This is a genomic window from Exiguobacterium sp. s133 (assembly GCF_018618595.1).
GTDB classification, from domain to species: Bacteria; Bacillota; Bacilli; order Exiguobacteriales; family Exiguobacteriaceae; genus Exiguobacterium_A; species Exiguobacterium_A oxidotolerans.
Genome location: NZ_JACSMK010000016.1, coordinates 12,922 through 25,739, shown reverse-complemented (window position 1 = coordinate 25,739; position 12,818 = coordinate 12,922). Strand labels below are relative to the sequence as shown.

11 protein-coding genes are annotated in these 12,818 nt (G+C 48.2%); all 11 read right to left on the bottom strand.

Annotated features, from left to right (window positions below; genetic code table 11):
• Nucleotides 1-54: 54 nt before the first annotated feature.
• Nucleotides 55-327: an RNA-binding S4 domain-containing protein gene (locus KNP96_RS15990; protein WP_088835977.1), complete on the bottom strand. Its 273-nt coding sequence runs from the start codon at nucleotides 325-327 to the stop codon at nucleotides 55-57.
• Nucleotides 324-1,754: a bifunctional methyltransferase/pyrophosphohydrolase YabN gene (gene yabN / locus KNP96_RS15985; RefSeq protein WP_088835976.1), complete on the bottom strand. Its 1,431-nt coding sequence runs from the start codon at nucleotides 1,752-1,754 to the stop codon at nucleotides 324-326. The genes KNP96_RS15990 and yabN overlap by 4 nt, the downstream gene beginning before the upstream one ends.
• Nucleotides 1,751-3,301, bottom strand: a complete 1,551-nt coding sequence (locus tag KNP96_RS15980; protein ID WP_214771751.1) for a polysaccharide biosynthesis protein — start codon at nucleotides 3,299-3,301, stop codon at nucleotides 1,751-1,753. The genes yabN and KNP96_RS15980 overlap by 4 nt, the downstream gene beginning before the upstream one ends.
• Nucleotides 3,298-6,816, bottom strand: a complete 3,519-nt coding sequence (mfd, locus tag KNP96_RS15975) for a transcription-repair coupling factor (protein WP_088835974.1) — start codon at nucleotides 6,814-6,816, stop codon at nucleotides 3,298-3,300. The genes KNP96_RS15980 and mfd overlap by 4 nt, the downstream gene beginning before the upstream one ends.
• A 55-nt stretch (nucleotides 6,817-6,871) precedes the next feature.
• On the bottom strand, nucleotides 6,872-7,429 hold the full coding sequence (gene pth, locus KNP96_RS15970; protein WP_088835973.1) for an aminoacyl-tRNA hydrolase: 558 nt from the start codon (nucleotides 7,427-7,429) through the stop codon (nucleotides 6,872-6,874).
• 100 nt (nucleotides 7,430-7,529) lie between these two features.
• On the bottom strand, nucleotides 7,530-8,486 hold the full coding sequence (locus KNP96_RS15965) for a ribose-phosphate diphosphokinase (protein ID WP_029332210.1): 957 nt from the start codon (nucleotides 8,484-8,486) through the stop codon (nucleotides 7,530-7,532).
• Between the two features lie 69 nt (nucleotides 8,487-8,555).
• Complete coding sequence (glmU, locus tag KNP96_RS15960) at nucleotides 8,556-9,905, bottom strand: bifunctional UDP-N-acetylglucosamine diphosphorylase/glucosamine-1-phosphate N-acetyltransferase GlmU (protein ID WP_214767913.1); 1,350 nt, start codon at nucleotides 9,903-9,905, stop codon at nucleotides 8,556-8,558.
• Nucleotides 9,906-10,231: 326 nt separating this feature from the next.
• Nucleotides 10,232-10,543: a septation regulator SpoVG gene (gene spoVG, locus KNP96_RS15955; protein ID WP_088835971.1), complete on the bottom strand. Its 312-nt coding sequence runs from the start codon at nucleotides 10,541-10,543 to the stop codon at nucleotides 10,232-10,234.
• A 162-nt stretch (nucleotides 10,544-10,705) separates the two neighbouring features.
• Nucleotides 10,706-11,545 (bottom strand): pur operon repressor, encoded by an 840-nt coding sequence (gene purR / locus KNP96_RS15950; RefSeq protein ID WP_029332207.1) that lies wholly within the window; start codon nucleotides 11,543-11,545, stop codon nucleotides 10,706-10,708.
• 69 nt (nucleotides 11,546-11,614) lie between these two features.
• Nucleotides 11,615-12,475, bottom strand: coding sequence for a 4-(cytidine 5'-diphospho)-2-C-methyl-D-erythritol kinase (gene ispE / locus KNP96_RS15945; protein WP_029332206.1), 861 nt, complete (start codon nucleotides 12,473-12,475; stop codon nucleotides 11,615-11,617).
• 96 nt (nucleotides 12,476-12,571) lie between these two features.
• Entirely contained in the window at nucleotides 12,572-12,811 is a 240-nt protein-coding gene (locus KNP96_RS15940) for a Veg family protein (RefSeq protein ID WP_012368950.1), read from the bottom strand.
• Nucleotides 12,812-12,818: the final 7 nt, after the last annotated feature.

The window sequence follows — 12,818 nt, the reverse complement described above, 5'->3', positions numbered from 1 at the left end:
TTATCCGAGTGGTCATCTCTGACACTCTTTAGTATACTTCCTTTTTCAGGTAAATTACATTGATTCTTCAGAATTCACTTTTTCTTCACGAATAATCTTATACATGTCCGTCGCTTCTTCTTTTTTCGCATGCTCTTTAATGCCGTCGATTTGAACGGTGACGATTTTGTTTCCGAATCGAATCGTCATCTCATCTCCGACTGCGACGGTACTGCTTGCTTTTGCGACGAGACCGTTAATCGTAATCCGACCTTGGTCTGCTACCTCTTTTGCGAGTGTCCGTCGTTTAATCAAACGGGATACCTTTAAAAATTTATCGAGTCTCATGACTGTTCCTCCTGCTTCGCTTGATTCCATAACTGATCTTGTTCGTCGAGCGACAACTCTTCAATTGGTCGCTTTGCGAGTTGTTCCACCCGCGTAAAACGGCGAATGAACTTATCGTTCGTCAGCTGCAACGCTTCTTCTCCCGATAATCCCATATATTTTCCGACAAGTGCTAACGAAAATAAGAGATCTCCGAATTCAGCAAGTTGTTCTTTTGGCGCTGCTTCTTGTAGTTCACGTATTTCTTCTTGTACCTTTTCAAGCGCACCACTGACTGTGTCCCACTCAAAGCCGACTTTTGCGACTTTTTTCTGAATCTGTTCAGCACGCATCAAGGCAGGTGCCCCTTTTGTGACACCGTCGAGCAGATATTTCCGCTCTGGTTTCTCCTGCGACTTGATCGTTTGCCAGTTCGCAACGACGTCTGCCGCCGAATCAACCGTCTTCTCTGCAAAGACGTGTGGATGACGACGAATCATCTTATCGCTGACACTGCCGATGACGTCCCGGATATCAAAGTACCCTTCATCGAGACCGATTTGTGCATGTAACATGACTTGAAGTAAGACATCCCCTAATTCCTCTATCATTAAGTTATCGTCCTGAAGGTCGATTGCTTCCAGTAATTCGTAAGATTCTTCGATTAAATGTTTTTTGAGCGATTCATGCGTCTGTTCTTGATCCCATGGACACCCTCCTTCACCACGTAAACGGGCGATGATGTCCTTGAGCGTCGCAAAATCCCGATTCAGCGCCTTTTCCTCCGTCACCGGCGGCACATAGACCGTCGTCAAATTACTGAGCATCGTCACACGATCCAGTTCATAGAGCGGAACTGTCATGACGTGTTGCTTGCTCGTCCCCGCTGCTGTGACGAGCGTCACCGGGTGTTCATCCGGATAACGTTCCATCAACATGACTTTCAAGTCACCTGCGACAAACGCATCGTACACTTGTCCGATCAGTACGTGTTGACGAATTTGCGCTTCATCAACACGGAAGGCCGTTGCGTCAAGCAATTGAAATCCTTCAATCGGATCTACCCCGACCGCTGCGAACATCGGATCAAGAAAACTTTGTCCACCGACGATGTCGATGTCAGTCGCACGCGCAAGTAGTTGTTGAACGGTACTTTCTGCTACAAGCGGGTGTCCCGGTACCGCATAGATGATTGGCGTTTGTGTCGCCTGATCAAGCAGTGTTTCGACGATGTCCGTATAGACCGCTTCAAAACGGTCGTGCCGCTCATAAATCGAATCAAACGATGTAAATTTCATTCCCTCTGTCGCCAGTTCTGAAACGACGGGATGATCTGCTGTCCGTAAATAAACAGGTTGTGTTGTTTCTTTCAATAACTTATAAACGCCAAACGGCAATTGCTCTAGTTCGCCAACACCTAAGCCGACGACTGTAATACGGTGTGTCATATGATTTTCCTCCGATGATGAATTCGATAAAGTTTGTCTCCGAACGGCAATAAAGACCACTCCCGCTCTGTCAGGACCCGCCTGCGCAGTGCAAATATACAAAAGATCAATACACCACCGATGACGAGTAGACCCACTTCAAACATCGCTCCAATCCGCGTCTCGAAACCTGCCCATTGAAACAGACGTTCGACCACGTACAAAAACAACGCCATCGGGATGATTGCTTGGAGCAATCGGACGTAGAAAATTCGTCCTGCTGTTACACGTCCAAATTTCCGATTCAATAAGATGAGTTGTGCTGATGCCATCATCGCGAATCCGCCGAATGTCGCCATTCCCGCCCCGATCATACCATAACGGGGCAACAAGTAGATGTTTAATAACAGCTTGACGACCAGTCCGAGCACGACGCCTGCAAAGGCATATTTTTCAGCATCGACGGACTGGAGACAAGAGATGATAATCATCGAGAGCGATGCCGTAAAGGCCGTCGCAGCAAGCCAACTGAGCGCAATCGTCCCTTTATCATCTTGATAGAGCGCGATGTTGAGTGGACGCATGACACTAAACAATCCGACCGTCGCAGCTGCCGCGACCAATAGACCAGAACGAAGGAGTGTTTCAAGGTGCAACCGTGTCGCCGCGTCATTTTGTTTACGATACTCCGTCAGCAACGTCGGAACACTGGCCAGACTGATTGACGTCGCAAATAAAATTGCGAACTGCAACAATGGATAACCACGATCAAAAATCCCCTTCTCGATTTTCGTCTCCATCGTATCCCCGAGCAAGTTGACGAACGTCAATCCATCAATCAACTGCATCAACAGTAAAGCAAGCGACGCGATACTGACCGCCATCCCACTCGTCAATAAGACTTTCCCGACACGTTTTAAATGACGCTTCGAGACGACCGGGCGACCAATCCGCCCTTTCGCGAAGCGAAGGAGCAACAACAATGAAGCGACGCTGCCACCGAGCGCCGTCACGTGTGCCGCAGCACCGATTTGATAAGGATTCGCTCCGATCGAGACACCATAATACGTCACGAGTAACAATAGACAGACACGCACGGCATTTTCCGTAATTTGTGAAAAGGCGGTCGGTCGCATCTCAAGGTCTGCTTGAAACATTCCTCGTAACACGGCAATGACCGGCAATAAATAAAACGTCAACGTCACAGCACGTAACGGAAGGACGAGCTTCGGATCTCCGAACAGTAAAGCAAGTTCTGGTGCGATGATCCAGCCGAGCAGACCGAACACTAACGAAAGACTCGCAAGGACAAAGAAAATCGACCAGAGAACCTCTCGTTTTTCTTCCGGGTGATGCAACGTCAACTTTGCGACGATGACGGGTAGCGCATAAATCCCCAGTGCTGCCGCAATCGCGAATAATGGATAGACCGTCTGATAGACGTACAATCCAAAATCCCCTGCCATGTTTTGATACGGAATCCTATAAAAAAAGCTCAGCAGCTTTGAGACGTAACTCGAGATCGCCAGGAGCGCTGCCCCTTGCGCAATCGTTCGCCGTTGACTCATCGCATCGAGATCCGGCGGTCAAGTTCAGCGAGCAACCGCTCTGCTTGTTCCGTTGTTTGTTGAACGGTTTGTTTGCCACGGTTCAACGTCAAAACAAGTTTTCCTTCTTGTTGTCCCATGCCGAGTCCGCGACCAATCGGTACCGTCCACTTGACGAAATCCGCAACATCGAGCGTCTGAGTCGTTTGTTCGGATAAGACGATCTCGATTTTCGGGTCCGTTTGTTTGACCCGCTCAATCCGAGCCCGTTCAGCAAAAATCCGCATCCGCGTCAACTGAATCAATCGTGCGACTTCATTCGGGAATTCACCGAAGCGCTCCAGCATCTCTCCTTCGAGTGCATCAAGACTTTCTGTCGTATCAACATACTTCAAGCGTTTATAGAACTCAATTTTCAGTTCAGAATCCGACATATAATGACTCGGAATATACGCATCGAGACTGAACGTAAAGTCTGGTACGAATTTTTGGACACGTTGTTTCCCTTTCATCCGTTCCTTCCGTTCTTCGACGGCTTCCGATAACATTTGTGAATACAAATCGAACCCGACTGAATCGATAAAACCGGATTGTTGGGATCCGAGCAGATTCCCGGCACCGCGAATCGACAAGTCACGCATGGCAATCTTGAAGCCACTTCCAAGCTCCGTAAATTCCTTGATCGCCTGAAGACGACTCTCGGCGACTTCGGTCAACCGTTTTTGCGGACGGTACGTAAAGTAGGAATACGCGACACGACTTGAACGTCCGACACGACCACGCAGTTGGTAGAGCTGTGATAGACCCATTTGATCGGCATCATTGACGATCAATGTATTGACGTTCGGAATATCGATCCCCGTTTCAATGATTGTCGTACTGACAAGAACATCGGCATCCCCCTCGAAGAAGGCAATCAATTGACTTTCAAGTTCCGTCTCCGTCATCCGACCATGTGCCGTGACGACACGTGCTTCCGGAACGAGCGCCCGGATTTCCTCCGCCTTCCGTTCAATCCCTTCAACGCGATTGTAGAGGAAAAAGGCTTGCCCCCCTCGACCAAGTTCACGTTCAAGTGCTTCACGCATGATGATTCCGTCGTACTCCATCACGTACGTTTGGACAGGATAGCGGTTTTCAGGCGGTGTCTCGAGGACCGACAAATCACGAATCCCGATCATCGACATGTGTAAGGTCCGTGGAATCGGTGTCGCCGTCAACGTCAAGACATCGACATTCGTTTTGAGTTGTTTCAATCGTTCTTTATGTTTAACACCGAAGCGTTGCTCTTCATCGATGATCAACAGACCAATGTCAGCGAACTGAACATCTTTTGATAAGACACGGTGTGTTCCGACAACGACGTCGATCGTTCCTTCTTTCAAGCCTTTTTTTGTTGCTTTCAGTTCTGACGCCGATCGGAACCGACTCATGACTGAAACATTGATTGGCCATTCGCTGAATCGCTCGAGCATCGTTTCATAGTGTTGTTGGGCAAGAACAGTCGTCGGTACAAGGAGAGCGACTTGTTTCCCTGCCATAACTGCTTTAAATGCCGCCCGAATCGCGACTTCCGTTTTCCCGTATCCGACGTCTCCACATAACAGACGATCCATCGGACGCGGCCGTTCCATATCTTTCTTAATCTCTTCAATCGACCGGACTTGATCGACCGTTTCCTCGTACGGGAACGAGGCTTCGAATGCCTGCATGCTGTCATCATCTTCCGGGAAAGCAAATCCAACTGCCGCTTCTCGTGTCGCATACAATTTGATTAGTTCATCTGCGATGTCCTCAACTGATTTTTGGACTTTCGCTTTGACTTTCTTCCAGTCCGTTCCGCCGAGTTTATAGATTTTCGGTTCTTTTCCTTCTGCTCCGACGTATTTTTGAATCAAGTCGATTTGGTCAACCGGAACATACAAGGAGTCGTCACCGGCATAGACAAGGTGCAAGTAATCTTTATGGTTCCCTGCGACATCAATCGTTTTGATGCCGTGGTAACGACCAATTCCATGGTGGATATGGACGATATAATCACCCGTCTTCAACTCTTGGTAACTTTTGATCCGTTCCGCGTTCGTCAATTTCGTCGTCTGTTTCCGGCGACGGGTCGGTTGCTTAAAGACTTCTTCTTCCGTCACGACGACGAGTCGTGCATTCGTCATTTCGAAACCACCATGAATGCCACCGATTAAAATCGACGGATGTCCCCGACGCATATCTTCTTCTGCCGTATGCAAGGACGCTTCGACACCGTAGTCGGAAAGTGTCTGCCGCATCCGCTCCGCCCGCTCTTTGTTACTCGCAAGAAAGACCATCCACATGTCTGCCCGGGCATACCGATCGATTTCCTGTTTCAGACGTTCCATTTGGCCATGAAACGGAGCGATCGGTTTGATGTTGAAGTGAATCGCTGCACTTTCAGGGACGCCGCTTCTGCGTGTCGGAAGGAGCGACAAGTAGAGTAGCTGACGTTGTTCGAAGACTTTGAGCATCGGAACCGAGAGAATGTAATCACTAACGCTTTGCCCCCGTTCAATCAACGAAGCCATCCATTCCGCTTCTTCCGCATCCTGAACTTCCGCCGCTTCTTCGATCCGTGCGATTTCATCGACGATCAAGACGGCATCTGTGATATCAGCCAGTAATGTCTTCTGATACAGTAACGGCGCGTATTTCGCGAGTTGTTTCGGTCGCTCCCCACTTTCGAGCAATTCGACGTCATAGGCGATCCCTTCTTCAAGTGCTGCAAGGACTTCCGTACTTTGGACACGTTCTTTCGTCGCTTCATAGAGTGCACGCAACCGTTCACCCGCGGCACGGAGATTTTCCGTCGTCGCAAAGTGTTCAGCTGCCGGTGGAAGCAACGCTTCTGCGACCACACCGAGTGATCGTTGCGTTTCTGCATCGAATGTATAAATCGAGTCGACTTCTTCATCAAATAAATCCAATCGATAGGGACGGTCGACCGTCAACGGATAAATATCGATGATACTCCCGCGAACTGAAAATTCTCCCGGTGTTGTCACGGTCGCCGTTCGCTCATATCCGGCGTCGACTAATTCTTGAATGAAGTCCGGAATTGCCAAGATATCGCCCGGCTTAATCCGTTTCGTATGTGCTAAGAAATCACTTGCAGGTGGAGCATACCGTCTGAGACCGACGAGTGGGATGATTAAAATACCATCATCGGTCGTCAGGAGCCGGTGCCGCGTTTCAATCCGTGTCGCCCGTAATTCCGGGCTCGCCCCGTACGATAATTCAGCAGCTAATGTCTCGTCGACCGGGTAGAGCATCACTTCCTGTTCAGGCACCAGTTCAATCAAATCATCATACAGTTTTTGCGCTTGAAACATATTGTGGGTGACGATGACGAACCTTTTTTTTGTTTCTTGATAAATGCCTGCGACGAACAACGCTTTCCCGCTATTCATCAAGCCTGTGATGAGTTGGGCATCGACCCCTTGTCGAAAACGCTCACGGACCGTTTTTATTTCTGGTATTCCGAGCAACAGATTTTGTAGTTGTTTCATAGTTTCCCCTCCTAAGACGACAGCAAAAACGCTTTGGAATTCCAAAGCGTTTCGTTCAGTTATAGCGATTCATCAAAGCCAAAAATGGTGTATCGGTAAAGTCTGTCGCGATTTTCACAGCGTCTGCCAATACTTCCCGCAAGACAGGTTGTTCTGCTTTTGAGAACGGCATCAAGACCCAATCGATGACTTGAATCGGAGCAGGCGGACGACCGACACCGAGTTTTAAGCGTTTAATTTCTTGTGTGCCTAAATGCTGAATAAGCGACTTGACACCATTATGCCCACCGGCGCTTCCTTTTGAGCGAAGACGCATCTTTTCAAGCGGCAAATCGAGATCATCATAGATGACGAGGACGTCTTCGACCGCGATTTTATAAAAATCCAGGAGCGGACGAACTGCTTCCCCGGATAGATTCATGTAAGTCAATGGTTTGACGAGCACAACACGTTCCCCATTTATCATTCCCGTTCCGAAGACTGCTTTAAACTTCGACTCGGATAATTTTATTCCGTGTTCCTCCGCCAACGCATCAATCGCGAGGAAACCGATGTTGTGACGTGTGTTCGTATATTTAGCTCCAGGGTTCCCTAGACCGACGATACATTTCATATCGCTACCTCCTTTTGTTCATTTCCTTTGATGAAAAAAAAGCACGAACAAGGGTCCGATTTCAAAAAACCGGACCTCATCGTTCGTATCTGTTTGTTGATCAGCTAAAGAGCGGGCTGATTGATTTTTGTTCATGGACACGGATGATTGCTTCTGCAAGTAACCGCGCGACAGAAATTTGTTTGATTTTGCTTGCGCATTCACGTTGCGTCAAGTCGATCGTGTTCAAGACGACGAGCTCTTCAATCGCTGAGTTCTCAATCCGTTCCATCGCTGGACCAGAAAGAACAGGGTGCGTACAACAAGCATAAACTTGTTTCGCCCCATTTTCGATTAAAGCGTTCGCAGCAAGTGTAATCGTTCCTGCCGTATCGATGATGTCATCGATGATGATGGCGATTTTGCCATCGACTTGACCGACGATGTTCATGACTTCCGCGACGTTCGGTTTCGGACGACGCTTATCGATGATTGCGATCGGTGCTTTTAATTGTTCTGCTAATTTACGTGCCCGTGTAACACCGCCATGGTCTGGAGAAACGATGACGAGTTCATTTGGGTCGATGTTTTTCTTCTCGAAGTAAGTAGCAAGAAGTGGAACACCCATTAACTGATCTACTGGAATATCGAAGAAACCTTGGATTTGAGCGGCATGGAGATCCATCGTGACGACACGTGTCGCTCCTGCGACTTCAAGTAAGTTCGCAACAAGTTTTGCTGTGATCGGCTCACGCGAACGTGCTTTACGGTCTTGACGTGCATAACCATAATACGGCATGACGACGTTGATCGTCCGTGCAGAAGCACGTTTTAATGCGTCAATCATGATGAGGAGCTCCATCAAGTTCTCGTTGACCGGCTGACTTGTCGATTGGATGATGTAGATATCATCTCCGCGAACGCTTTCTTCGATGTTCATCGAGATTTCGCCATCACTGAAGTGTTTGACTGAACTTTCGCTAACGGGAATTCCGATGACCTTAGCGATTTCCTCTGCCAGTGGTTTGTTCGAGTTGAGTGCGAAAATACGAATTTCATGTTCTAAGACAGTAGACATGTTTAGGTGGCCTCCATTTGTTTGGTTTAGACGAGTAGAGCGACAAGTAATGAATAAGGTATAGCTGAATTAACGATAATCAGGTTTTGTCGTTTGACGCTCACGGGCGATCGCAAGACCGTTTTCCGGAACATCATCTGTCACTGTCGAACCTGCTGCGACGAGTGCATTTTTACCGACTGTGACGGGGGCAATCAAGTTGACGTTACAACCGATGAACGCATCATCCTCGATGACCGTTTCGAACTTGTTTGTTCCATCATAGTTGACGGTGATTGATCCACATCCTAAATTGACGTTTTTACCAATCGTTGCGTCTCCGACGTAACTCAAGTGTGCCGATTTACTTCCTTCACCGAACGTCGATTTCTTGACTTCAACGAAGTTACCGACACGCGTGTTCGCTCCGAGCACCGCTTGCTGACGCAAGTGCGCGAATGGACCGACTTGTGCCGCTTGCCCGATCCGGCTATCGGTTACGACCGACTGACGGACGACGGCAGCATCTGCCACTTCACTGTTACGGATGTCACTATTCGGTCCGATGATACATTCAGACCCGATGATCGTCTTCCCAAGCAATTGTGTCCCTGGGTAGAGCGTGGTATCCGAACCAATCGTAACATCTGGTCCGATATAGGTCGATGCCGGGTCGATGAATGTGACACCTTGACGCATCCAATGCTCGTTCGTCCGCTTACGCATCGACGTCTCAGCTTGCGCGAGTGCGACACGGTCATTGACACCGATTGTCTCTTCAAACGTCGGCGCCGCATAGGCAGCAATCGTTTCGCCATCGGCTTTCGCGATTTCGATGACATCCGGCAAGTAATACTCTCCTTGGACATTATCGTTCTTGACTTGTTTTAACGCAGCGAACAACAACTCATTATCAAACACGTACGTTCCTGTGTTGATTTCTTTAATCGCGAGTTCTTGTTCTGTCGCATCTTTATGTTCAACGATTTTTGAAACATGGCCCTCTTCACCACGAATAATCCGACCATATCCAGTCGCATCATCCGCATGAGCCGTCAAGACGGTCACTTTTGCACCCGTTTCTGCATGGTGGTCGAGTAACGCGGCTAACGTCTCACTCGTTAAGAGTGGTGTATCCCCACAGACGACAAGCGTCGATCCTTTTTCGTTTCCAAGTACCGGTTCTGCCATTTGAACAGCATGACCCGTGCCAAGCTGCTCACTTTGAAGCGCATATTCCACCGATGTGCCAAGCACTTCTTTTACAGACTCCGCACCATGCCCAACGATTACGACTTGACGCTTGACGCCAAGTGTCGCGAGTTGGTCCACGACGTGTTGTACCATAGGTTTCCCAGCTACTGGGTGGAGTACTTTGTAGAGTTTTGATTTCATGCGTGTTCCTTTACCAGCTGCTAGAATTACCGCGAAATGATTCATCCTTGTCGCTCCTCCACGTAAATTAGTGTTGATTTCGTTCAGAAATAGTACACTCGTACCAACTATAACGAAAATGAGGCCACTATTCAATCACAGGACCGAGTCAAATTGATGAAACATCCATTAAAAACAGACTGTAGACAACGTGAGGAGGCTGACTCATAAGTCGTTTTAAAATCAACCTTTGTGATGGACGGGCTTTTCTTTTCATTGCTTTCATCGGAAGAGGCACAACCCGTTGTTGTTTTGTAAGAAGATTGCAGCAAACCTTTTTAACAGCAAAAAAAAGACCGGTCCGCCGCAATACGGGAAACCGGTCTCCTCTATTAAGGGCGATCTGTCAATTCGACTGATGTCAGCTCTAAATCGAGCGCCTCTTCATTTTCTTCACGCAACACATATGCTTCTAGTACTGAATCTTCGACCTTTTTTCGCATTAATGCATTGATTGGATGAGCGACATCACGAAAGATGCCTTCTTGCGTCCGTTTGCTCGGCATCGCGACGAAGAGACCACTGTTCCCTTCAATCACACGTAAATCGTGTACTACGAATTCGTGATCGAGCGTAATCGAGGCGAGTGCTTTCATGCGCCCCTCTGCCACGACGCGACGAATTTTAACGTCCGTAACGTTCATTTTGTCCGCACCCCTTTTAGTAACCGATGTCACAACTCTTCGTTGTCTACTTCTACTTACGGTTCAAAACAAATAAAGGTTTAGCTTTTTCCAATCTTTTTAGGCATAATTTCCAAAAGTTTGATAATCACAGTATAGTTTCAAAGAAATCACGTGTCAAATTCAGGTATTCCCATCACTTGTGAAATACTGGTCGACGTTCCCACGCTTCACTTGAATCTGTCCGAGATCGACATCGACGTCGGCAAGTTTCATTAAGCTGACGTATTCACTGACCATCTTCTTCTCGGCACCTTCTGCTTCAATCAAGACCCCGACACCGGCTACTTTCGCTTCGAACTCGCTCAGTAAACTCATCATCCCACGAATCGTTCCCCCAGCTTTCATGAAGTCATCAATCAACAAGACGTTCGCTCCGCGCGGAAGACTTCGTCGCGCCAGTGCCATCGTCCGAATCGCTTTTGATGAGCCTGATACGTAGTTGATGCTGACGGTCGACCCTTCCGTAACACGACTGTCCGAACGAACGATCACGAACGGTACACCGAGTTGTTCAGCGACGGCGTAAGCAAGCGGGATTCCTTTTGTCGCAATCGTCATGACGACATCCACTTTTTTCTGACTGAAGACAGATGCAAAAACTTGTCCCATCTGCTTGACCATCCGTGGATTGCCAAGTAAATCTGTCAGATACAAATACCCACCCGGCAACAGACGATCTGGCCGTGCGACGCGTTCACATAAATCATCGATGAACGGTAATGCTTTTTCGCTACTCCATGTCGGAATGAACATGACACCGCCCGCAGCCCCCGGGACTGTGACGAGTCGTCCTGTTCCTTCATGCTCTAACATTTCACTCACGATATCTAAATCTTCACTGATTGACGATTTTGCAGATTTATAGCGTTCTGCGAAAATTGTCAATGAGATCAGATGATGCGGATGGTCGAGTAGATAACGTGTCATATCGACTAACCGACCACTTCTCCGAATTTTCATCTAAATTGTTCCACCTCTCCGTAATTCCGAATATTCACTAGTGAATATATCATTTTCATACGGATATTATCAATGGTTTTCGCCTAAAAGACGAACGACGTAGACTTCGTTACAAAAACCTCTTAAGCCATTATAGAGACGTTGGGCCCGGTTTTCGTGTTCCGTCAACGCGAAGACCGTCGGACCACTCCCGCTCATCAAGACACCTTCCGCCCCGCAACTCGTCATGAAATCCTTGATTTGCTCGACTTCCGGGTGCATCGGTAACGTGACCGACTCAAGAACATTTCCGAGTGATTGACAAATCGCCGTAAAATCCTGCTCTTTAACAGCTGTAATCATCGCTTCGACATCCGGTCGTTTGGCCGTCGTCAAATCGAGTGCGCCATAAACGTCTGCCGTCGACACACCGATCGTTGGTTTCGCAAGCACGACCCAGCACGGAGGCGGAGCAATCAATTTTTCAAGCTTTTCACCACGTCCTGTCGCGATCGCCGTCCCACCCATGACACAAAACGGGACATCCGAACCGACTTCCGCGCCGATTTCTGCGAGTTGTTCGAGCGTCAATCCGAGCTGCCATAAATCATTCAAACCGCGTAATGTCGCGGCAGCGTCACTCGATCCACCCGCGAGACCCGCTGCGACCGGAATTTGTTTCTCAAGGTAAATCTCTACTCCAGCCTGGATGTTAAATTTTTTCTTCAAGACGGCTGCCGCCTTGTAAGCCAAGTTCCGCTCATCGTTCGGAACATAGGCGTGCTGTGCATTCATTCGAATCTCGCCTGACGGAAGTTCCGTCAACTCTAAGCGGTCTGCCAAGTCCACTGTCGTCATCACCATATGTACATCATGGTAACCATCTGTCCGCTTCGCCGTCGCATCCAACACTAAATTGATTTTCGCTGGTGCCTTTACAATAATCGTCATCGTGCCGTTCCTCCTCTAGTACGTATCCTGTACGAATTGTATCAACCTTTCCACAAAAAAAGAAGCGAACATTTCTGTCCGCTTCGGAAGGTAAGTTTACGAATTCGCAAATTCGATTTGTACGGAGTCGGTTAACACGTCAGCGTAGCTATAAGAAACTCGCTCGACATTGTGGCGCTCTGCGTCTAGCTTGACTACAAACACCGAAGGATACGTCTCAACGAGCGTTCCGATTCGGGTTACGACCTTTTTACGACCGCCGCTTGCTTTTAGCGTCAGTCTTTCACCAACATGTGTTTCGAAAACATGTCTGATTTCGTTCAACGTCTTTGGCATACGCTTC

What these genes read in the sequence shown, in the direction of transcription:
- KNP96_RS15990 (WP_088835977.1), bottom strand. Translation starts at nt 327, where the DNA reads ATGAGACTCGATAAATTTTTAAAGGTATCCCGTTTGATTAAACGACGG.
- yabN (WP_088835976.1), bottom strand. Translation starts at nt 1,754, where the DNA reads ATGACACACCGTATTACAGTCGTCGGCTTAGGTGTTGGCGAACTAGAG.
- KNP96_RS15980 (WP_214771751.1), bottom strand. Translation starts at nt 3,301, where the DNA reads ATGAGTCAACGGCGAACGATTGCGCAAGGGGCAGCGCTCCTGGCGATC.
- mfd (WP_088835974.1), bottom strand. Translation starts at nt 6,816, where the DNA reads ATGAAACAACTACAAAATCTGTTGCTCGGAATACCAGAAATAAAAACG.
- pth (WP_088835973.1), bottom strand. Translation starts at nt 7,429, where the DNA reads ATGAAATGTATCGTCGGTCTAGGGAACCCTGGAGCTAAATATACGAAC.
- KNP96_RS15965 (WP_029332210.1), bottom strand. Translation starts at nt 8,486, where the DNA reads ATGTCTACTGTCTTAGAACATGAAATTCGTATTTTCGCACTCAACTCG.
- glmU (WP_214767913.1), bottom strand. Translation starts at nt 9,905, where the DNA reads ATGAATCATTTCGCGGTAATTCTAGCAGCTGGTAAAGGAACACGCATG.
- spoVG (WP_088835971.1), bottom strand. Translation starts at nt 10,543, where the DNA reads ATGAACGTTACGGACGTTAAAATTCGTCGCGTCGTGGCAGAGGGGCGC.
- purR (WP_029332207.1), bottom strand. Translation starts at nt 11,545, where the DNA reads ATGAAAATTCGGAGAAGTGGTCGGTTAGTCGATATGACACGTTATCTA.
- ispE (WP_029332206.1), bottom strand. Translation starts at nt 12,475, where the DNA reads ATGACGATTATTGTAAAGGCACCAGCGAAAATCAATTTAGTGTTGGAT.
- KNP96_RS15940 (WP_012368950.1), bottom strand. Translation starts at nt 12,811, where the DNA reads ATGCCAAAGACGTTGAACGAAATCAGACATGTTTTCGAAACACATGTT.